Below are 18621 nucleotides of genomic sequence, written 5' to 3' on the forward strand. Positions count from 1 at the left end.
AATGTCACAGCGTCTCGCCTGGTGGCTGCTGCCGCCTTTACTGCTGGTGTTGACGCTATTCGGCGGCCAGTGGGCGCTGGCCAGCGCGACGCTCAACGTGGCCACGGCTCGGCAACAGCAGCAGTTGGCGCTTGAGGCCGAGCAACATGCCCTGGTCGCCAAGGGGGTCGCCGACGCCAAGGCGCAGCAGCAGTTCACGCTGGAAATCCGTAGCCTCGCGGTGACGGTGGATCGCTATCGCCAGATGAAGCTATGGCAGCGTCTCGACGAGATCGATAACCCTTGGCAAAACATCCTGGATCGGGATCCGAACAGCTACCAGTGGGAGGCGCGGGCACGACGCATCGTCAATACCCAGCGTTTCAACAAAACGCTAGAGAATGCCTTGCGGCTGTGGGTCGAGCGCTGGCCGATTCCCGTACTGGTGACCGATGGCCGCGGCTGGGGTATCAATCAAATTCTGAAGGCGCAGCATGGCTCCGGGCTGGGCATTCATATGTTCACCGGCCTGGCATCGCACCAAGGCGACGGCGGCGATGTGCTGGTTCAACAGTTGTTCCGCTTCTTCGACGACAACCCCACCTTGCCGGCCGCCTTGCTCTTGAGTACCGACAGCCAAGAAGACTATCTAGGGGGTAAAGACGCCCGCTTCGTTCCCACCATGCCGGACAGCATGGCGGCGCTGCTGGTGACGCGCACCGACCGCGTCGACCAGTTCATTCGCCCCTACGCGGTGGAGGTGCCGTACAAGCTCAACTACCACGACAAACGATATGACGTAATCAAGCTGTGGAATTTTTACTTCGATGCCGAGGAGGTTTACGAGAAATCTCCCAAAGCCTACACCGTTATGCCCACCACCTACTGGAACGAGCAGGTTAAGACCCTGATCGAGGAGGTGGACCCCAATGCCGGCCAGGGGCAATACCTGCCGTTTTGGGATGGCGGAAAGTCGGGGTTTAAACCGACGCCGTGGATTCCGGTGCGCTGGACCAAGTGGCAATTGCAAGACGAATACGACCGCGCGCCGCTGTTGGGCTATCTGCATCGCCCGGTCGAGGTCAGCCTGCAGGGAGACCGCCACCAGCAGACCGACGCGATGGTCGAAGGCTGGCGGCAGGCCTTGGCCACGTTGCCGGATGGGCAGGCGCCCAAGTGGTTGTTCTACGATATCGGCCGCGACGACCGTCGCATCGTTCCGTTCAGCAGCGCCATGGCGCTGCGCACCACGCCGCATGCGCTGGATTTCGCCGATGCCCAAACCAGCTACAACCTGACGCGTCGCGTGGCGGACACCGGCGCGTCCTCGCCGTTCGTCATGCTCGGCCTGGCGACGATGAAGAGCTATCGCGACGGCGGCGTGTCCGCCACCGTGCATCTCCGACAGGATGGCCGCGCCAGCATCATCATGGTGTCGCCGCCGTCGGATGCCGAAAAAGCCGGCAACAAGCCCAACAGCTACAATGGCGGCAAGGCGCCGGATCCAGCCAAACCCTACGACCCGTTCGTGGAAAGGCGGGTGCAGTAATGGCCCGGCAAGTCATCACCGAAGGCTGCGCTACCAGCCATGGCGGCAAGGTATTGGGCGGCAGCACGCTGGCCACCATCGACGGTCTGCGTGTCGCCGTGCTGGGCACGCCGTGCTCCTGCCCCATCGAAGGCCACGACGACTGCGTGATCGCCGAGGGCGACCCCGACGACACTCTGGACGGCCTCCCGGTGGCCTACGCCGGCTGCAAGACCAGCTGCGGCGCTACCTTGTTGGGCGGCGGTGCGCCCTGCAGCAAGGAGTGAGCCGCCGGGGCCACCGGCAGAAGCGCTCAACGAGACGTTGCCTATTTTTTGATCGACGCGTCAATCTTCCCTTGCTATCAAGAGCTTGCCCGTCTTGTCCACAGTCGGCCCACAGTCCTTTCCACGCTCGGCGTGGAAAACAGTGTAGCGGGCCAGTCGGCCGCTTTGCGGTGCGGTAGGGCGGTCTTCGACGCCGGGTTTGCCTGTTTTTTCAGCAGTCATCGCATTCGGTAGTCGGCTCAATCACTTACGGCGCTTGTCCACAATCGGCTCACAACGCTTTCCACGGCCATCGTGGAAAACCTGTTTGTGTTGCCTAAAAAATGAGCGGTTGTAAAAAAGCCAGGCCGATCATCGACTTGTCGCGGCTATCCACAGCCGGTTCACAAGGCTGTCCCCGTGGCTTGTGAGAATTTACCCAGCGCCCGCGCGGAGTCATATAATGTTTGTTTTAGTGTTGGGCACGGGCATGCAAGGGACGCAGTGCAAAGTGGCGCTGGTCGGGCCGGAGTCGTGCGGTAAGACGACCTTGGCCGAAGCGTTGGCAGAGCGCTTGCGTAACGCCGGCGAGTCGTGTGCGCTGGTGCCGGAATATGCGCGCGCTTATTATGCCGAGCGACCGTACCGGCCGACGCTCGACGATCTGCTGGCGATTGCGCGCGGACAGTTGGCGGCCGAGGCGCAAGCGGCGGCGAGCGGCGCACGCTGGCTGCTGTGCGATAGTACGGTGTTGACTTGTCTGATCTGGTCGGAAGTGGCCTTTGGCACTGTCGATCCGGCTCTGACTGCGCTCTATCTGCCGCGGAACTATGCGCTGACCCTCTTGCCGTTGCCGGATATTCCCTGGACGCCGGATCCGCTGCGTACGCACCCGGATGGACGCGCCACGTTGCTGATGCGTTATCGTAGCGCCTTGCACGCCGACGGTTCGACTGTGCGGGAAATTGCCGGAGAGGGGCTGGCGCGCGTGGATTTGGCTTGGCGGGCGCTACGGCAAATCCAGCCGAAATTGCCTAAAATTTGATCAGATGGAAAAACCGCTTTTGCCTCATACGCTTGTCGCGGTTGTCCACAATCGGCTCACAACACTGTCCCGCGTTGTCGTGGATAGCCGAGTCGCGGTGCCTAAAAAATAGGCTGTCATGATTTTCCCTGATATGTGAATGAGTTGGCATGGTTATCCACCGCCCGCTCACAGCACTATCCAGCATGGATGTGAAGTAATGCAGAAAACTTTTGAATTGCGCGGTGAATATATCGCGTTGTGCGATTTGTTGAAGATTTGCGGTGTTGCCGATAGCGGTGGCGCAGCCAAGCATATGGTGGCCGAAGGCGGTATTTCGGTCGATGGTCGGCAGGAGCTGCGCAAGACCTGCAAGATCCGTCCGGGCAGCCGTGTCAGCGGCGCGGGCTTTACCATCGAGGTGGTCGCGGCGCATGGCTGATGTGCCCGACGACGCGGCGCCGGAAGAGCCTGTGCCGCCTGAGGACAGCATGTGTTGCGGCAGCGGCTGCGAGTTTTGCGTCTGGACCACGTATTTTGCCGAACTGGCAGCCTATCGCCAGGCGTTGGCCGATTGGCAAGCGCGCCAGGGCGCCGCTCGGGAGGGTTTGAATGGCTAGTATCGATTTGCATTTCCACTCGCGCGCCTCGGACGGCGCGCTGGCGCCGGCCGAGGTGATTGCCCGTGCGCATGAACGCGAAGCCAGTCTGGTGGCGTTGACCGACCACGATTGCCTGGCCGGCCTCGCCGAGGCGCGCGCCGAAGCGCAGAAGCTGGGGCTGCCGTTTCTCAACGGCGTCGAGGCTTCCGTGAGTTGGGGCGTCAAGGCGCAGACGGTGCATATCGTCGGACTGGGCTTCGATCCGGACGATTCGACCTTGCGCGCCGGGCTCGATGGCGTGCGCCAGGGGCGTATCGACCGGGCGCACGAAATGGCTGCGCAGTTGGCGCGCGTCGGCATCGAAGGGGCGTTCGAAGGGGCGATGGTGTTCTGCGACAACCCGGATCAGATCAGCCGTACCCATTTCGCCCGCTTCCTGGTGGAGCAAGGCCATGTCAAGGATGTGCGCACGGTGTTCCGCAAATATCTGACGCCGGGTAAACCGGGGTATGTGCCGCACCGTTGGGCGACGCTTGCCGATGCGGTGGGTTGGATCGTCGGCGCAGGCGGGGAGGCGGTGATCGCGCATCCCGGCCGTTACGAGATGGGGCGCACGTTGACCGAGCGGCTGATCGACGAATTCAAGGCGGCGGGTGGCCGGGGCATCGAAGTGGCCAGCGGCAGCCACAGCCTGGACGATATGCACAAGTACGCGCTGATCGCGCAACGCTTCGATTTGTGGAGCAGTGCCGGCAGCGATTTCCATGCGCCGGGGGAGGGCTGCCGCGATGTCGGTCGCACCGACGACCTGCCGCCGATTTGCCGGCCGGTGTGGGAGCTGTTGGCCGACCGCATCGTGCGCTGAGGAAAAGAAATGGCTCAGTTTTTTGTGATTCACCCGGAAAATCCGCAGGCGCGGTTGATCCGCGAGGCGGTGAAGATCCTCCAAGAGGGCGGGGTGATCGTCTATCCGACCGATTCCTGTTACGCGCTTGGCTGCCGCTTGGGCGACAAGCATGCGATGGAGCGTATTCTGTCGATCCGGCAGGTGGATCAGAAGCACCACCTGACCTTGGTGTGCAACAATTTGTCGGAGTTGGCCAATTACGCCAAGGTCGATAACGCGCAGTTCCGCATGCTCAAGGCGGCGACGCCGGGTAGTTTTACTTTCATTTTGCAGGCGACGCGCGAGGTGCCGCGCCGCACTTTGCATCCCAAACGTTCGACCATTGGCTTGCGCGTACCGGATCACCCGGTTGCGCAGGCGCTGCTGCAGGAGTTGAACGAACCGATCCTCTCCTCGACACTGATGCTGCCGGGCGAGCCTGAGCCGTTGTGCGATCCCTACGATATTCGCGATCGGCTGGAGCATCAGGTCGACTTGATTCTGGACGGCGGTTGGAGCGGAAGCGAGCCGACGACGGTGCTCGACTTGACCGATGGGGTGACGCTGATCCGGCGCGGCAAAGGGGATCCAGCACTGTTCGGGTTGTAATTCAGTGCCGAATTTTAGAAACGAGAGTCCATGGATACATTGAACTTACTGCAGAAGATTTCCGTTTATGCGCTGCCGATCCTGTTGGCGATCACCGTGCACGAGGCGGCGCACGCTTACGCCGCCAAACGCTTCGGCGACCCGACCGCCTATGTGCTGGGACGCATGACGCTCAACCCGCTCAAACACATCGATCCGTTCGGCACCATCCTGTTGCCGTTGCTGTGCTTGTCGGTCGGCGGTTTCATCTTCGGCTGGGCCAAGCCCGTGCCGGTCAATTTCGGCGCGCTGAAGAACCCGCGCTTCGGCGGTCTCTGGGTGGCCGCCGCCGGGCCGGGCGCCAACTTGGCGATGGCGCTGATCTGGACCTTGCTGTTCAAGCTGGCGCTGGCGATGGCCAACGGCTATAGCGAACCGCTGGCGCTGATGAGCCAGGCCGGCATGACGATCAATGTGATGCTGATGGCGCTTAATCTGCTGCCGATCCTGCCGCTCGATGGCGGCCGTATTTTGGAGAGCCTGCTGCCGCGCCCGCTAGCCTGGCAATACTCGCGACTCGAACCCTATGGCATGTGGGTGCTGATCGGCCTGATGGTGCTCGGCCAGTTCGGCGGGGTGAATGTGCTGTCCTTGCTGTTATCGCCGCTGGTGCGGCTGATGTACGGCCTGCTGAACATGATGTTGTAACCCATGAGCGGCGTCTCCGACGACGGTTTCACGCTTGAGGCGCCGGTGTTGCCGGACGGTGTGCCGCTGGCGCACGTGTTCGGCGAACCGGTATTGGCGTTGCCGCAGGATTTGTTTATCCCGCCCGATGCGCTCAAGGTGATCCTGGAGAGTTTCGAGGGGCCGCTCGATCTGCTGTTGTACTTGATCCGCAAGCAGAATTTGAACGTGCTGGATATTCCGATGGCGCCGATCACCTCGCAATACATGGCGTATATCGATGCCATGCAGCATGAGCGTCTTGAGTTGGCTGCCGAGTATCTGCTGATGGCGGCGCTATTGATCGAGATTAAGTCGCGCCTGCTGCTGCCGCGCCCGCCGCGCGAGGACGAGGCCGAAGTGGAGGATCCGCGCGCCGAGCTTGCGCGCCGGCTGTTGGAGTACGAACAGATGAAGCTCGCGGGCTTGGCGCTCGACCAATTGCCGCAAGCCGAGCGCGATTTCGTTTGGCTGGCGGTGTTGTTGGAACAGACCGCGGAGACGCGTTTGCCGGATGTGACGCCGGTCGATCTGCGTCAGGCCTGGCTATCGATCCTGTCGCGCGCCGCGCGCAACCGCCATCACCAGGTGACCACTGACCAGCTGTCGGTGCGCGAGCAGATGAGCTGGATTCTGCGCCAGGTCGACGGTCGAGATTATGTGCCGTTCGAGGCATTGTTCGAGATCGAGCGGGGCGTGTCGTACCTGGTGGTCAATTTCATCGCCATTCTGGAACTGGTGAAGGAGGGGCTGCTGCGGGTCAGCCAGGAGGCGGCGTACCTGCCGATTTACGTGCGCAGTGCCAATACCGCGACCGAGCCGGCGTAAACTGGCGGCAACATCTCCCCACTCAGCTGATTTTTCATGTAAAATCCGCAGCTTCCCGCATTTCTGCACGTGACCCATGTCCATGACGGGCGACCCGACCCATTTCAAGACCGTTCTCGAAACCGCCCTGCTGACGGCGAGCGAGCCATTGTCGGTCGGCCAACTGAAAAAGCTGTTTGCCGAGGAGGTCGCGGCGGCGGCGATCAACGATGCGCTGGATGAGATCCAGCGTGCCTGGCTTGGGCGCGGGGTCGAGCTTGTGCGCTTGTCGTCGGGCTGGCGCTTTCGTGCTCGCACGGAGTTGACGCCTTATTTGGCGCGGCTCAATCCGGAAAAACCGCCGCGCTACTCGCGTGCGGTCATGGAAACCTTGGCGATTATTGCCTATAAGCAACCTGTTACGCGCGGCGACATCGAGTCGATCCGCGGCGTGACGGTATCGACCGGGGTGGTGCAGACGCTGCTGGAACGTGCCTGGATCGAAGTGATCGGGCACAAGGAAGTACCGGGCCGACCCGGCCTCTATGCCACCACGCGCAAGTTTCTCGACGATCTGGGCCTGAACTCGCTCGGCGATCTGCCGCCGTTGGCCGAGTTGGGCGCCTTGGTGGTGCCGGGTATCGAGCCGGACGACTCGCCCCTGGATAGTTGAAGGGGTTATGGGCGTGGGGACACGCTCCAATGAATAGGAATCGACATGTCTAAAGGACAAAACAATCGCGCCCGCCAACCGGTGGCGCGTGTCAAAGGCCGCGAGACGAGCCAGCCGCGCAATCCGGCTGGTAGCGGCAAGCCGGGAGGCTCGTCGTTCATCAAATCCAAACCGGCGCAATTGCCGCCGGGTTCCGGCAAGCAAACCCCGTTGGGCAAGAAGCCGGCGAGCGGTCGCACCGTCCCGGGCGGCGCACCGTTTGCGCGCCGCGACGAGCGTGCGCCACTGGAACGCGCCCCGCTGGAACGTACCAGACGGGATGAGCGTGCCCCGCTGGATCGTACCAGACGGGACGAGCGCGCGCCCTACGCACGCGATAAACGCGAAGAAGTCCGCCCGCCGCGCGACGAGCGCACGCCGGCCCCCAAGGTGGCGCGCGCCAAGAAACTGATGCTGCGCGATCCGGGGCAGAAAATGCAGGAGCGGGCGCGCCAGCTGCGCGAAACCCGCGTCGATTACGATCGTATCGAGCCTGTGCGGGTACAGAAGGCACTGGCCCAGTCGGGCGTCGGCTCGCGCCGCGAAATGGAAGAGTGGATCGAGGCCGGCCTAGTGCTGGTCAACGGCAAGAAGGCGACGCTGGGCGACAAGGTCGGGCCGCACGACCGCGTGACCGTCAAGGGCAGCTCGATCAAGCTGAAGTGGGCCGACCGCTTGCCGCGCGTGATCCTGTATCACAAGCAGGAGGGCGAAATCGTGTCGCGCGACGATCCGCAAGGCCGCGTGACGGTATTCGATCGCCTGCCTCAGGCCAAGAGCAGCCGCTGGGTGGCGGTGGGCCGGCTTGACGTGAATACCAGCGGCTTGATGATCATCACCACCAGCGGCGAATTGGCCAACAATATGATGCACCCGAGCTTCGAAGTGGAGCGCGAGTATGCGGTGCGCGTGCTGGGCGAAGTGACCGACGAGCAGCGCCGCGAGATGTGCAAGGAAATCGAGCTGGAGGACGGCCCGGCGCGTTTCGATCGCATCATCGACCAGGGGGGCGAGGGCAGCAATCATTGGTACCGGGTGGTGCTCAAGGAAGGCCGCAATCGCGAAGTGCGTCGTATGTTCGAGCACTTCGGCCTGCAGGTCAGCCGCTTGATGCGGGTGCGCTTCGGCCAAATCGGCCTGCCGCCGCGCCTGAAGCGCGGGCAGTTCTACGAACTCAACGAAGTCGAAGTGGCCGCGGTGATGAAGTGGGCTCACCTGACCATGACCGGCGGCAAGCCGCGTCGCTGAGCCGCTTGACTTGAATTCGAACCCCCAGGCGCCTACCTTAGCGCTTGGGGGTTTTTATTTTCTGGGCTTTATGATGAACAAGGCTTTTACCAAAGAGCAGGACGATGACGCGGAAGACGATCTTCCCGCCGAGCAGCGCTTGCCCGTCAGTAGTAAGAATTACCTGACTCCTGGCGGCTGGCGACGCCTGAAGGAAGAGCTGTATCACCTGGTGCATCGCGAGCGGCCGGAAATCGTGCAGGTGGTCAACTGGGCCGCCGGCAATGGCGATCGCTCCGAGAATGGCGATTACATTTACGGTAAGCGCCGCTTGCGCGAAATCGACCGCCGTATCCGCTTTTTGACCAAGCGGCTGGAGATCGCCGAAGTGGTCGATCCGGAGACGCGCCCGCCGACCGACCAGATCTTCTTTTCCGCCACGGTGCTCATCGCTCGCGGCAATGGCCAGGAGCAATTGCTGCGCATTGTCGGCGTGGACGAGACCGACCTGTCGAAGAACCACATCAGCTGGATCTCGCCGATTGCCCGAAGCCTGCTGAAGGCTCGCGAGGGCGATACGGTACTGTTTCGCGGTCCGGATGGCGACGAGGACATCGATATCCTGGAAGTGCGCTACGAAAAGATCGAGTAATACGAAAAACGGCCCGATTCGGGCCGTTGCTTCAACGCTCGGACGAACGCTTTCAAAGCGTGAGCGGCGCAGGCAGATCGGTCAGCATGGAGACTTCCGGCAGGCCGGAATGGAAGATCGCCTGTTGCAGCGTCTCGATCGCCTTGCGGCGGAAGAACTGTTTGCGCGTCACCAGCAATACGCGGCGTTCGGGCACCGGAGCCTTGAACGGGCGTATCGACAGCAATGGTTCGTCGGCGGGGCTGACCGAAGTGGCCGGCATCACGGTGATGCCGATGCCGCTCGCCACCATGTGGCGGATGGTGTTGAGCGAGCTGCCCTGCAACATGCCGGCGAGCCCATGGCCATGATTCTGCCGGCTGGCCAGGTCGCTGCAAGCTTGCAGCACCTGGTCGCGGAAGCAGTTGCCCTGGGTGAGCAGCAGTACGCTCTGCTGCGATAGCTGAGCGGTCTCCACCCGTTCGAGCTTTTCCCACGGATGACCTTTGGGCGTCGCCACCACGAACGGTTCGTCGTACAGCGGCCAGGCGATGGTGCCGGGCTCATCGAACGGGTCGGCGACAATGACCGCGTCGACTTCGCCGCGCTTGAGCATTTCCGCCAGGCGTGCGGTGTAATTCTCTTCGATGATCAGCGGCATGTCGGGCGCCAATTGGCGTAGCGCCGGAATCAGGCGCGGCAGCAGATAGGGCCCGATGGTGAAGATGACGCCGAGCTTGAGCGGGCCGACCAGTTCGTTCTGGTGCTCGCCCGCCAGGCGCTTGATGGTGTCCGCCTCTTCCAGCACGCGCTGAGCCTGTTCGACGACGCGTTCGCCGATTTCGGTCACGCTGACTTCCTGGCCGCCGCGCTCGAATAGCGTGACGCCCAGTTCGTCCTCCAGCTTCTTGATGGCGATCGACAGCGTCGGCTGGCTGACGAAGCAGCCCTGTGCCGCGCGGCCGAAGTGCCGTTCGCGTGCCACGGCCACGATGTAGCGCAGTTCGGTTAGCGTCATGGTGTCTTAGCGATTCTTTTCCGGCAGGACGATGTTGACCTCCAGGACTTCGAAGTTGTCCTGGCGCTCCAGTTGTACCTTGATATCGTCCTGGTTGATCGATACGTACTTGGAAATCACTTCCACCAGTTCGCGCTGCAGCGCCGGCAGATAGTCGGGCGTCGAGCCGGCGCCACGGCCGCTGCGCTCGTGCGCCAGGATGATCTGCAGTCTTTCGCGTGCGATATCGGCCGATTTTTGGCGTTTGCCGAAAATTCTTTCAATGAGCGTCATACCTTAGCCTCCGAACAGGCGCTTGAGGAGACCGGTCTTCGGTGCATCGAGGAAACGCATCGGGCAGTCGCGGCCCAAGAAACGAGACACCACGTCGGTATAGGCCTCGGCGACGTCGGTACCCTTCATGTGAATGGCGGGATTACCGGCGTTGGATGCCTGCAGCACCACTTGCGATTCAGGAATCACGCCGATCAGCGACACGCGCAGGATTTCCTTGACGTCGTCCACCGACAGCATTTCGCCCTTTTCCACTCGGCTTGGCGAGTAGCGGGTCAGCAGCAAGTGCTCCTTGACCGGCTCGCGGCCTTCCAGCGCGCGTTTCGATTTGGCCGACAGGATGCCCAGGATGCGATCGGAGTCGCGTACCGAGGACACTTCGGGGTTGGTGACGATGACGGCTTCGTCGGCGAAGTACAGCGCCAACAGCGCGCCCTTTTCGATACCGGCCGGCGAGTCGCATACGATGTACTCGAAGTTCATCTCGGCCAATTCTTTGAGCACCTGCTCGACGCCCTCTTCGGTGAGCGCATCCTTATCGCGGGTCTGCGACGCGGGGAGGATGTACAGGTTGTCGCAGTTCTTGTCTTTGATCAGCGCCTGGTTCAGCGTGGCTTCTTTATTGACCACGTTGATCAGGTCGTACACCACGCGGCGTTCGCAACCCATGATCAGATCGAGATTGCGCAAGCCGACGTCGAAGTCGATGACGGCCGTCTTGTGGCCGTTCAGTGCCAGGCCGGAGGCGAAGCTGGCGCTGGTGGTGGTCTTGCCGACCCCGCCCTTGCCCGATGTCACGACAATGATTTTTGCCACGTGTGGTTCCCTATTGAATGTCAATCGGTTATTCGCCGAGCGCGGTCATCACCAGGCGCTCGTTCTCCAGGAAAATCTGGGTAGCCTTGCCGCGAATGCTGTCGGGCAGGGCCTGTTCGATAGTGCGGTAGACGCCGGCAATGGAGACCAGCTCGGCTTCCATATTGCGTGCGAAGATGCGCGCCGCGGTATTGCCGCGTGCACCGGCCAAGGCACGGCCGCGCAGCGGCGCATACACATGGATGTCGCCGTCGGCGATGATTTCGGCGCCGGCGCTGACCATGGCCAATACCACCAGATTGCTGCCTTTTGCGTAGATCTGTTGGCCAGCGCGCACAGGGCGCTCGACCAACATGGTCGGTACCGGGGTCGGTTCTGCCGCGGGCTTGGCTGGCTTGGCGGGCGCCGGCGCGGCGGCCGGCTTGTCGGCGCGCGGTGCGTCGCCTAGATAGACCAGGTCATGCTGTGCCGCCAAGGCCGCCAGGGCGGAAGATGGGTGGCGCAGCCCGACAACGCGCAAGCCGTGCTGGCGCAATAGCGGCAGTAAACGGCCGAGGTCGAGCTGTTCGGGGTTTTCGAGGCCCTCGAGATCGATGACGAAAGCTTCGCCACCCAGTGCCGAACGCTGACCGAAGCGCTGTGCCAAGGCCTGCGTGAGCGTTTCCAGGTCGGTTGTGCGAGGTATCAGCGCCAGCAAATCGAGGCTGGCGGATTTGATGTCGAATATATTGCTTGCTGCTTGGCTCATGATGCCTTTGGATAGATTTCTTTTATGGGTGGCAGTGTACTTCCTTGTGCGGGAGCTTTCAATCAATCCGCCAGAATTGTCCTACGGAATTGAGGCTTTTGACCGTCGTATTGCTGCGCGGCAACAGACCTGCTCCAAAGGGTAGGTGGCTGGGGGCGATGCTTCTGTAATGATATTGGAATGAACTTGTCGTAAAAATGATGCGGAATTAGTGAGTTGTGCGCTTGTGCGCCGCAATAATGGTTGACGGAAGATTTCCGTGTGCGTAAAGTTTGATTGTGCGGTGCAACAAATGCAGGCTTGATGTTCTCGCGGCAAGATCTGTCTAACTTATGTAGGAGCTATCCATGTCGTTCAACACTCAGGAATTCTCTGCTATTGGCCAAGCGCAGTTTGACAAAGCTGTGCGCCTGTCCTCCATCGTTTTGACCAGCGCCGAGCGCCTGGCCTCGTTGCAACTGGATCTGACCCGCAAGCTGCTGGCCGACCAAGCGCAAACCTTCAAGGCTCTGGCCGAAGTGAAGGATCCGAAGGGCCTGGTCGAATTTCAGACCAACATCGCTCAGCCGACCATCGACCAAGCTTTTGCCGTTGCGCGCAATGTCTACGACGCTGCCGTGGCGACGCAGAACGAATTGTCGGCTTTCATCGAAGAGCAGGTTGCCGAAAACAACAAAACGTTGATCAGCACGCTGGACCGCCTGGCCAAGAATGCCCCGGCCGGTTCCGACATCGCTGTGACTGCGCTTAAGACGCTGGTGAACCAATCCAACGCCGCTTTCGAAAGCGTATCCAAGACCGCCAAGAAGGTAGGCGCCGAAATCGCCGAAGCCAGTGTTCAGGCCGCCACCAACTCGGCCAAGGCTGCCTCCGCCGCCGTGGCTCGTAGCAAGAAGCCGGCAGCCACCACCGGCGCTTGATCGCCGAGCGGATGTGCAACGAAAAAAAACCGCCTTAGGGCGGTTTTTTCGTTTTATGCCTGGGGCGGGCGTGGGCTCAGACCGCCCATCAACTGGGTCAGCATTTCCTGTTGTGCTTCGCGCTGCGTCAGTGCCAGCGTGATCAGCCTTGCCAGGTTTGCGGCGAAGTGGGCCTGCTGGCGCGGCGGTTGGCTGAATGCGGCCAGTTGCTGCCAAGGCGATTCTGCTTCCTCGGTCTCTGGGTAGAGCGACAAATACAGTTGGGATAGTGCCAGCAATTTGTCGGCCAGCACTTGTTGCTGCAGGAAGAAGGCGCCCCAGTCCGGGGGCTGCGGTGTGTGGCCGGGCGTTGACCAGCCGGCCTGGCAGGCCAGCGCGCAGGCCATGGAGAGCGCGTCGAAGATCTGGGCGGCGAAACGTCCGGCGCCTGCCGGTCCGCAGGGCAACCAGGCACCGGCTTGCGGTGCCAGCGCATCGAACAACGGGGTCAGTGTGTCGAGCGTCTCCGGCGCCGCGCCGATGAATAGCGCAAACCCGTATTGCTGGCCGAACGCTTGCCATGGGCCGGCGATTTCGGCATAGCCGAAGCCGGCATCGCGACAGTCGCTGGCTAGATGATGGCGCGCCTCGATGCCGCTGGCACCGGTGTCGATCAGATGACGATCCGCCAGCAAGCCGGGGCCGGCGTTGCCGCCTGTTGCCCGTGTGAACGGATGCTCGCTCTGGCTAGCCTCCGAGACCTCGAAGCCGTGTGCCAGCAGTCGGCGGGCGAACCACTGGTCGTGCTCGGTACTCCCTAGGACGGTGATTTTCACGGTGTTCTCGTGTGCGCAAGGTAATTGGGAGCGTCTGCCCTTCAGCCTAGCAGATTATGTGAGCCGGTTGCGGCTGCGGGCGCAAAAAAACCGGCGTGTCGCCGGCTTTTTCGCGCACTCGGGGATCAGTCTTTGTAGTTGGCCACGCCGTTTTTCAGCTCGGTGGCGGCGTCTTCCAGCGTGCCCCAGCCTTGCACCTTGACCCACTTGCCTTTTTCCAGGTCTTTGTAGTGTTCGAAGAAGTGCACCATCTGGTTGCGCAGCAGTTCCGGCAGGTCTTCCAGCTTCTGCACGCTCTTGTACATCGGGCACAACTTTTCCACCGGCACGGCGACAACCTTGGCATCGACGCCGGATTCGTCTTCCATCTTGATCAGGCCCAGTGCGCGGCAGCGTACCACCACGCCCGGCGGCAGCGGGAACGGCGTGACGACCAGGACGTCCACCGGATCGCCGTCGCCCGACAGGGTGTTCGGTACGAAGCCGTAGTTCGCCGGGTAGAACATCGAAGTGCCCATGAAGCGGTCGACGAAGATCGCGTTGGAATCCTTGTCGAATTCATATTTGATCGGGTCGCCGTTGGCGGAGATTTCGATCACAACGTTGAAATCGTGCGGCATTTCCTTGCCGGCGGGGATTTGCTTCAGATCCATCGTATTCAATCCTTTTTTAGCGTTACTCAAACGAACGATGTCTCGATTATAACCAAGCTTTTCCCCTGGGGGCGATGCGGATAGGGAAAAGGCCGACATGATTACGGTATAATTCGTACCCTATGCTGCAGGAATGGACCGATACACCATGTTCGACAAACTGATCATCGAATTCGACAAGGGACTGCGTACCTTGCTGGCGCCGGCGCACAGTGTGCGTCCGCACCCGGACGATAGCGTGCCCGAGGCCGAATTGTCCGAGCAGGAGCAACGTCATGCCGAGGGGTTGATGCGTGTCAATCACTGCGGCGAGATCTGCGCACAGGCCTTGTATCAGGGGCAGGCGTTGACCGCGCGCGATGCGTCGGCGCGTGAGGCGCTGCGCCAGGCGGCGCAAGAGGAGGAGGAGCATCTGGCCTGGACCGAGCGCCGCGTGCGCGAGCTCGGCGGCAGGGTCAGTCTGCTCAATCCGCTGTGGTACGGCGGCTCGTTGGCCATCGGTGTGGCGGCTGGCGTACTGGGCGACAAGTGGAATCTCGGTTTTCTGGAAGAAACGGAACAGCAGGTGACCGCGCATCTTGAGAGTCATTTGACGCGGCTGCCGGATCAAGACGGCAGGAGCCGGGCCATCGTGACGCAGATGCGCGACGACGAGCGCCGCCATGCCGAGATGGCGCACGACTTCGGCGCGGCGAAGTTGCCGTTACCGCTGCGCCACGCCATGAAACTCAGCGCGCGTGTGATGACGTCGTTGAGCTATCGCCTGTAATGCCGGTTTGTCCGTAAGGTCCCGCTGAGAAGGGTAGTAGGTGAGTATTTTTACTTAGGACATCGGCATTATTTTTGGTTCCATTTCCAAAATGAATGATCTATAACATCGTGGAATGTAACGAAGTTACATTTTTGTGGTCCCCTTTCCCGTCGCAAAAAGGAGCGATCCTCTCCCCTTTTGTTAGGAGGCATTCATGGCCAACATCGATGTGCTGTCTGTGCGCTTTGAAGAAGCGGACGACAAATACAAAAGCATCCTTCCCCATCTGACAGGTAAGTTCAAAAAGCTGGTGATCGAGTATCAGTGCCGATTCAGCGAAGCCGAGGTGAGCAACAAATATGAGTACTCGCTGTCGCTGAACCTGCACGCGCCGCTAAGCGGTCAAGCCTATAATCTGGGCCAGATCATCGCCGCGCCTTCGCGCTATGTCGCCATTCCCAACGTCAAGGCCACCGAGCTGTGTATCAAAAGGGTCTACGTGATCCATGTGCTGACGGAGTGGATTGCGTGTTGGACGGGCGCCGGCGTGTCGATCACGGAATACCCGGGATGCTGTATCCCGGCCGGCACTTTCTTCGTTCCGGTCTTCCAGATCACGCTGATTACCGTCGTGGCGCCGCGTCCCCCGACAACCGGGGTCGTGATCATTATGCCGCCGCCCAATTATGGCGCGTATGGATGGGGTGGATCCTGTTGCTGTCGTTGGTGAGGCCTGGCGAACGAGTTTGAACGAATGCCATGCTATCGTTGGCCATCGGATTCACGTTTCGACGTGCTTCGATGGCCTTCTATCTTCCCGCCCGCTTTATCTCTTCACAGGTCGTTATTCCCGCTGCGTCACGCCATGCCGCTCAGCGCGCGTGCGATGACGTCGTAGCGCTATCGCCAGTCATTTCCGCCTCGCCGGCCGTCGCGGCGTGGCCGGCAAGGATCTCCTCGATCAGCGTCGCGGTGGCGTGCGAATGGGCGCTGAAGCGCGCCAGAATCAGGTGGAACGGTGCGCTGTAGTCCAGGTCCGGTGTCGGGATCGGCCGCAGTTCGCAGCGCTCGACCCAGATGCGCGCGTAGTGGTCGGGGAGGTAGCCGATGAACTCGCCCGATAGCAGCAGGTGCAAGGTGCCTTCCATATGCGTCGAAACGGCGCGCGACTTCATTCCCATCGATTGACACAGCGGCGTGACCGGGTGAGCCTTGCCGCGTCCGGCAATCGGATAGGCCAGGATCTTCTTGCTGGTCACCAGGTCGGGGGAGTGCAGGAAAATCGGGTGCCGGCTGGCGGCGTACAGGCGTTGGGTCTCGGAGAAGAGTAACTGATAGCTAAGCCCCGGTAGCTGTTTCTCGCTGGAGGCCACGCCGATGTCCAACTGGCCTTGCAGCAGCAGCGTCTCGATGCGGGCGGCGTCGCAGACTTCCAGACTCAAGCTGACATTGGGGCAGTTTTGACTGAAGCGGCGCAGACACTCATGCAGGCGGCAGTCCGGGTGGGTGGCGATGTTGTCGGATAGGCCGATGCGGACATGGCCGAAGGTGACATGCTTGATGTCGCCCAACTCGTCTTCGTATTGGTCGATCAGTTTGAGCAGATTGAGCGTGGCGTCGTAGACCTGCCGTCCTTCCGGCGTCAGTTGGAACCCCTTGCGGCCGCGCTGGCACAGCTTCATGCCCAAGCGGGTTTCCAGGTCGTTCATCTTGTTGCTGATGGCGGACTGATACAGGCCGAGCTTGCGTTGTGCCGCGGAAAAGCCGCCGCTCTCCACGATGGTGACGAACAGGCGCAGCAAGCGAATATCGAAGTTGTCGAGATGCATGGTTCAGCTCATGGCACTGCATGTGTGCCAAATTAGAATTAGCTGAATTATAGAACAACCATGCACCCTCCCCAAGCGGATTACCGACAGGCGCTCGGAGAGGGGGGGGCGCAAGTTATTTTTCCCGGTTGAATACCTTCGCGACGTAATCCGAGGTCATGCAAGCGAGGACACCGCCGTAGCTCAGCGAGAACGATATGCTGTCGCCGACTTGGTAGCGCCGAGCCGCGTCGCTGAGATCGAGGATCAGGTGGTCGCTGCTGCCGCCCACGATGCGGATACCGGCGTCGAGCGGCGTGAGTTCGCTGAAAGACACATCCTGTTTGCCTAGCGCGCACAGCGCACGGTGCCGGATGCCGTAGTCCTCGAAGACCGGTTTGTGGCCAAAGGCATCCAGTGCGGTCGAATTGATCGGTACCGAGGGTTTGTCCTTGAGCTCGATGACCTCCACGGTTAGCGTGACGGTGTCTTGTACCAGGCCGGGTATCGGCTCGTCGTTCAGGCCGATGCCCATCAAGAGCGAGGCGCCCAGCCGCAGTTGGTTGATGCCGGCCGGCAGGCTGCCATCGAGTAGCATGAAGGCGGCCGCGGAATTGCAGCCAGAGACGATCGGGCATTCGCATGCCAGTTCCCGGCGGATGCACTCGGCGATATCCACCAGTCGCTGCTGGTTTTCCGGCGACGGCGCGACGCCGCCGTAGCAGGCCAGGTTGGCGCCGATACCTGCCAGGCCGAGGCCAGGCAGGCTGCTCGCCAGGCGGGCCAGTTCCAGTGTTTCGGCCTCATCGAAACAGCCTTCGCGCAGATCGCCCAGGTCTTGCATGACGACGATTCGATGCTGCCGGCCGTGCCGACTGGCCGCTGCGGACAGCGCGCGCAGTGTGACGGCCTCCGAATTGAGCGATATCTCGCTGTGGCGCACCACCTCGTCAGCCTGGTGTGGCGACGGCAAACGCAACAGCATGCGCGGTAGCCCAAGGTCGACCAGTCTTGCCAGATTGCTCAGGCGCGAGTCGGCCAGCAGATCGACGCCCGCTTCGCGCATGACTTGCGCGACTTCCGGCGAGCCGCGCATCAATTTCACCACGGCGGCGACTTCAATGCTGCTCTGGTGGCAGCGCTGAACCATTAGGCGGGTGTTGTGACGGATTTTTTCTAGATCGACAAACAAGCAGGGCAGGTGGGTGTTTTCAGTCATGGCGAGTCCCCTTGAGCGAATGGAATGAGAGTACGCTCGCCAAAATGCGGAATAAATAATGATTTGCTAATAGATAGATAATAAAAGTTATAACTATCATCGGCGCCGTCGCGCGCATAGCAAAAAAGCTTTCGCAGTAGCGAAAGCTTTTTGTGAAATCTGGCGTCCCCACGGGGAATCGAACCCCGGCCGCCGCCGTGAAAGGGCAGTGTTCTAACCGCTAAACTATAGGGACTGACTTTGGCGCACCCGGAGCGATTCGAACGCCCGACCCTCTGGTTCGTAGCCAGATACTCTATCCAACTGAGCTACGGGTGCAAAAACTGGCGTCCCCACGGGGAATCGAACCCCGGCCGCCGCCGTGAAAGGGCAGTGTTCTAACCGCTAAACTATAGGGACTAATTCTTGTGGCGCACCCGGAGCGATTCGAACGCCCGACCCTCTGGTTCGTAGCCAGATACTCTATCCAACTGAGCTACGGGTGCGCTGTAAGAGAACGGAATTGTAGCGACGAGTCATATCCATGTCAAGAAATATAGGAATTTTCTCCAATAGGCAGTAAAATGAACGACTTGCGCGCTACGAAAGTCGCGTTTTCCGCCGCACATCGTTTTCCCCGGACTT

The 18621-nt window shown here is 61.0% G+C and carries 23 protein-coding genes and 4 tRNA genes; 15 read left to right on the forward strand and 12 right to left on the reverse strand.

Annotated features, from left to right (window positions below; translation table 11 throughout):
- Position 1: 1 nt before the first annotated feature.
- From DFP86_RS00120 to greB, 12 genes are all read left to right on the forward strand, one after another.
- Entirely contained in the window at positions 2-1528 is a 1527-nt protein-coding gene (locus tag DFP86_RS00120; RefSeq protein WP_166642097.1) for a type VI lipase adapter Tla3 domain-containing protein, read from the forward strand.
- Positions 1528-1794 (forward strand): PAAR domain-containing protein, encoded by a 267-nt coding sequence (locus DFP86_RS00125; protein ID WP_133677974.1) that lies wholly within the window; start codon positions 1528-1530, stop codon positions 1792-1794. The genes DFP86_RS00120 and DFP86_RS00125 overlap by 1 nt, the downstream gene beginning before the upstream one ends.
- A gap of 442 nt (positions 1795-2236) precedes the next feature.
- On the forward strand, positions 2237-2818 hold the full coding sequence (locus tag DFP86_RS00130; RefSeq protein WP_243729272.1) for an AAA family ATPase: 582 nt from the start codon (positions 2237-2239) through the stop codon (positions 2816-2818).
- A 199-nt stretch (positions 2819-3017) separates the two neighbouring features.
- The gene (locus DFP86_RS00135; RefSeq protein ID WP_133677975.1) at positions 3018-3239 is read left to right on the forward strand and encodes an RNA-binding S4 domain-containing protein; all 222 of its coding nucleotides are present in this window, start codon (positions 3018-3020) and stop codon (positions 3237-3239) included.
- Positions 3232-3417 (forward strand): oxidoreductase-like domain-containing protein, encoded by a 186-nt coding sequence (locus DFP86_RS00140; protein ID WP_133677976.1) that lies wholly within the window; start codon positions 3232-3234, stop codon positions 3415-3417. Before DFP86_RS00135 ends, DFP86_RS00140 begins: the two co-directional genes overlap by 8 nt.
- Positions 3410-4264 (forward strand): 3',5'-nucleoside bisphosphate phosphatase, encoded by an 855-nt coding sequence (locus DFP86_RS00145; protein WP_133677977.1) that lies wholly within the window; start codon positions 3410-3412, stop codon positions 4262-4264. The genes DFP86_RS00140 and DFP86_RS00145 overlap by 8 nt, the downstream gene beginning before the upstream one ends.
- Before the next feature lie 9 nt (positions 4265-4273).
- Positions 4274-4894 (forward strand): L-threonylcarbamoyladenylate synthase, encoded by a 621-nt coding sequence (locus tag DFP86_RS00150; protein ID WP_133677978.1) that lies wholly within the window; start codon positions 4274-4276, stop codon positions 4892-4894.
- Positions 4895-4924: 30 nt separating this feature from the next.
- Positions 4925-5581 carry a site-2 protease family protein gene (locus tag DFP86_RS00155; RefSeq protein ID WP_133677979.1) on the forward strand — a complete coding sequence of 219 codons (657 nt, stop codon included), beginning with the start codon at positions 4925-4927 and terminating at the stop codon, positions 5579-5581.
- Between the two features lie 3 nt (positions 5582-5584).
- Positions 5585-6427 carry a segregation and condensation protein A gene (locus tag DFP86_RS00160; protein ID WP_133677980.1) on the forward strand — a complete coding sequence of 281 codons (843 nt, stop codon included), beginning with the start codon at positions 5585-5587 and terminating at the stop codon, positions 6425-6427.
- Between the two features lie 76 nt (positions 6428-6503).
- Positions 6504-7079, forward strand: a complete 576-nt coding sequence (gene scpB / locus DFP86_RS00165) for an SMC-Scp complex subunit ScpB (protein ID WP_133677981.1) — start codon at positions 6504-6506, stop codon at positions 7077-7079.
- Between the two features lie 45 nt (positions 7080-7124).
- Positions 7125-8366 (forward strand): 23S rRNA pseudouridine(2605) synthase RluB, encoded by a 1242-nt coding sequence (rluB, locus tag DFP86_RS00170; RefSeq protein WP_133677982.1) that lies wholly within the window; start codon positions 7125-7127, stop codon positions 8364-8366.
- A 73-nt stretch (positions 8367-8439) separates the two neighbouring features.
- The gene (greB, locus tag DFP86_RS00175) at positions 8440-8997 is read left to right on the forward strand and encodes a transcription elongation factor GreB (RefSeq protein ID WP_133678313.1); all 558 of its coding nucleotides are present in this window, start codon (positions 8440-8442) and stop codon (positions 8995-8997) included.
- Positions 8998-9049: 52 nt separating this feature from the next.
- Here the strand turns inward: greB and DFP86_RS00180 are convergent, their stop codons facing one another.
- The 4 genes from DFP86_RS00180 to minC are packed head-to-tail and all read right to left on the reverse strand — an operon-like array spanning position 9050 to position 11831.
- Positions 9050-9994, reverse strand: a complete 945-nt coding sequence (locus DFP86_RS00180; protein ID WP_133677983.1) for a LysR substrate-binding domain-containing protein — start codon at positions 9992-9994, stop codon at positions 9050-9052.
- A gap of 6 nt (positions 9995-10000) precedes the next feature.
- The gene (minE, locus tag DFP86_RS00185) at positions 10001-10267 is read right to left on the reverse strand and encodes a cell division topological specificity factor MinE (protein WP_133677984.1); all 267 of its coding nucleotides are present in this window, start codon (positions 10265-10267) and stop codon (positions 10001-10003) included.
- A 3-nt stretch (positions 10268-10270) separates the two neighbouring features.
- Positions 10271-11083 carry a septum site-determining protein MinD gene (gene minD / locus DFP86_RS00190; protein WP_133677985.1) on the reverse strand — a complete coding sequence of 271 codons (813 nt, stop codon included), beginning with the start codon at positions 11081-11083 and terminating at the stop codon, positions 10271-10273.
- A gap of 28 nt (positions 11084-11111) precedes the next feature.
- Complete coding sequence (gene minC, locus DFP86_RS00195) at positions 11112-11831, reverse strand: septum site-determining protein MinC (RefSeq protein WP_133677986.1); 720 nt, start codon at positions 11829-11831, stop codon at positions 11112-11114.
- Positions 11832-12178: 347 nt separating this feature from the next.
- Between minC and DFP86_RS00200 the strand changes: the two genes are divergently transcribed.
- Positions 12179-12751: a phasin family protein gene (locus DFP86_RS00200; protein ID WP_133677987.1), complete on the forward strand. Its 573-nt coding sequence runs from the start codon at positions 12179-12181 to the stop codon at positions 12749-12751.
- A gap of 53 nt (positions 12752-12804) precedes the next feature.
- On the opposite strand, the gene DFP86_RS00205 is transcribed toward DFP86_RS00200, so the two are convergent.
- Both DFP86_RS00205 and ppa read right to left on the reverse strand, forming a co-directional pair.
- Positions 12805-13566, reverse strand: a complete 762-nt coding sequence (locus DFP86_RS00205) for a 6-phosphogluconate dehydrogenase (protein WP_133677988.1) — start codon at positions 13564-13566, stop codon at positions 12805-12807.
- 125 nt (positions 13567-13691) lie between these two features.
- Positions 13692-14219, reverse strand: a complete 528-nt coding sequence (gene ppa, locus DFP86_RS00210; protein ID WP_133677989.1) for an inorganic diphosphatase — start codon at positions 14217-14219, stop codon at positions 13692-13694.
- Between the two features lie 148 nt (positions 14220-14367).
- Between ppa and coq7 the strand changes: the two genes are divergently transcribed.
- On the forward strand, positions 14368-14988 hold the full coding sequence (gene coq7 / locus DFP86_RS00215) for a 2-polyprenyl-3-methyl-6-methoxy-1,4-benzoquinone monooxygenase (RefSeq protein ID WP_133677990.1): 621 nt from the start codon (positions 14368-14370) through the stop codon (positions 14986-14988).
- Between the two features lie 196 nt (positions 14989-15184).
- A complete protein-coding gene (locus tag DFP86_RS00220) occupies positions 15185-15700 on the forward strand; it encodes a hypothetical protein (RefSeq protein ID WP_133677991.1) in 516 nt (171 codons plus the stop codon).
- A 142-nt stretch (positions 15701-15842) separates the two neighbouring features.
- Here the strand turns inward: DFP86_RS00220 and DFP86_RS00225 are convergent, their stop codons facing one another.
- The 6 genes from DFP86_RS00225 to DFP86_RS00250 form a co-directional block, all read right to left on the reverse strand.
- Positions 15843-16799, reverse strand: coding sequence for a LysR family transcriptional regulator (locus DFP86_RS00225; protein WP_133677992.1), 957 nt, complete (start codon positions 16797-16799; stop codon positions 15843-15845).
- A gap of 115 nt (positions 16800-16914) precedes the next feature.
- Positions 16915-17997 (reverse strand): alanine/ornithine racemase family PLP-dependent enzyme, encoded by a 1083-nt coding sequence (locus DFP86_RS00230; RefSeq protein WP_133677993.1) that lies wholly within the window; start codon positions 17995-17997, stop codon positions 16915-16917.
- A gap of 160 nt (positions 17998-18157) precedes the next feature.
- Positions 18158-18232 (reverse strand) — tRNA-Glu (locus tag DFP86_RS00235).
- A gap of 6 nt (positions 18233-18238) precedes the next feature.
- Positions 18239-18315 (reverse strand) — tRNA-Arg (locus DFP86_RS00240).
- 6 nt (positions 18316-18321) lie between these two features.
- A tRNA-Glu gene (locus DFP86_RS00245) sits at positions 18322-18396 on the reverse strand.
- A gap of 9 nt (positions 18397-18405) precedes the next feature.
- Positions 18406-18482, reverse strand: a tRNA-Arg gene (locus DFP86_RS00250).
- Positions 18483-18621: the final 139 nt, after the last annotated feature.

Source organism: Paludibacterium purpuratum, assembly GCF_004363805.1.
In the GTDB taxonomy this organism is placed as follows: Bacteria; Pseudomonadota; Gammaproteobacteria; order Burkholderiales; family Chromobacteriaceae; genus Paludibacterium; species Paludibacterium purpuratum.

Excerpts from the sequence above, each read along its gene's own strand:
- DFP86_RS00125 (WP_133677974.1), top strand. The coding sequence starts at position 1,528 with ATGGCCCGGCAAGTCATCACCGAAGGCTGCGCTACCAGCCATGGCGGC.
- DFP86_RS00130 (WP_243729272.1), top strand. The coding sequence starts at position 2,237 with ATGTTTGTTTTAGTGTTGGGCACGGGCATGCAAGGGACGCAGTGCAAA.
- minE (WP_133677984.1), bottom strand. The coding sequence starts at position 10,267 with ATGACGCTCATTGAAAGAATTTTCGGCAAACGCCAAAAATCGGCCGAT.
- greB (WP_133678313.1), top strand. The coding sequence starts at position 8,440 with ATGAACAAGGCTTTTACCAAAGAGCAGGACGATGACGCGGAAGACGAT.
- rluB (WP_133677982.1), top strand. The coding sequence starts at position 7,125 with ATGTCTAAAGGACAAAACAATCGCGCCCGCCAACCGGTGGCGCGTGTC.
- DFP86_RS00120 (WP_166642097.1), top strand. The coding sequence starts at position 2 with ATGTCACAGCGTCTCGCCTGGTGGCTGCTGCCGCCTTTACTGCTGGTG.
- DFP86_RS00230 (WP_133677993.1), bottom strand. The coding sequence starts at position 17,997 with ATGACTGAAAACACCCACCTGCCCTGCTTGTTTGTCGATCTAGAAAAA.
- DFP86_RS00145 (WP_133677977.1), top strand. The coding sequence starts at position 3,410 with ATGGCTAGTATCGATTTGCATTTCCACTCGCGCGCCTCGGACGGCGCG.
- scpB (WP_133677981.1), top strand. The coding sequence starts at position 6,504 with ATGTCCATGACGGGCGACCCGACCCATTTCAAGACCGTTCTCGAAACC.
- DFP86_RS00200 (WP_133677987.1), top strand. The coding sequence starts at position 12,179 with ATGTCGTTCAACACTCAGGAATTCTCTGCTATTGGCCAAGCGCAGTTT.
- DFP86_RS00155 (WP_133677979.1), top strand. The coding sequence starts at position 4,925 with ATGGATACATTGAACTTACTGCAGAAGATTTCCGTTTATGCGCTGCCG.
- DFP86_RS00160 (WP_133677980.1), top strand. The coding sequence starts at position 5,585 with ATGAGCGGCGTCTCCGACGACGGTTTCACGCTTGAGGCGCCGGTGTTG.
- DFP86_RS00180 (WP_133677983.1), bottom strand. The coding sequence starts at position 9,994 with ATGACGCTAACCGAACTGCGCTACATCGTGGCCGTGGCACGCGAACGG.
- DFP86_RS00150 (WP_133677978.1), top strand. The coding sequence starts at position 4,274 with ATGGCTCAGTTTTTTGTGATTCACCCGGAAAATCCGCAGGCGCGGTTG.
- DFP86_RS00225 (WP_133677992.1), bottom strand. The coding sequence starts at position 16,799 with ATGCATCTCGACAACTTCGATATTCGCTTGCTGCGCCTGTTCGTCACC.
- ppa (WP_133677989.1), bottom strand. The coding sequence starts at position 14,219 with ATGGATCTGAAGCAAATCCCCGCCGGCAAGGAAATGCCGCACGATTTC.
- DFP86_RS00135 (WP_133677975.1), top strand. The coding sequence starts at position 3,018 with ATGCAGAAAACTTTTGAATTGCGCGGTGAATATATCGCGTTGTGCGAT.
- DFP86_RS00140 (WP_133677976.1), top strand. The coding sequence starts at position 3,232 with ATGGCTGATGTGCCCGACGACGCGGCGCCGGAAGAGCCTGTGCCGCCT.
- coq7 (WP_133677990.1), top strand. The coding sequence starts at position 14,368 with ATGTTCGACAAACTGATCATCGAATTCGACAAGGGACTGCGTACCTTG.
- minC (WP_133677986.1), bottom strand. The coding sequence starts at position 11,831 with ATGAGCCAAGCAGCAAGCAATATATTCGACATCAAATCCGCCAGCCTC.
- DFP86_RS00220 (WP_133677991.1), top strand. The coding sequence starts at position 15,185 with ATGGCCAACATCGATGTGCTGTCTGTGCGCTTTGAAGAAGCGGACGAC.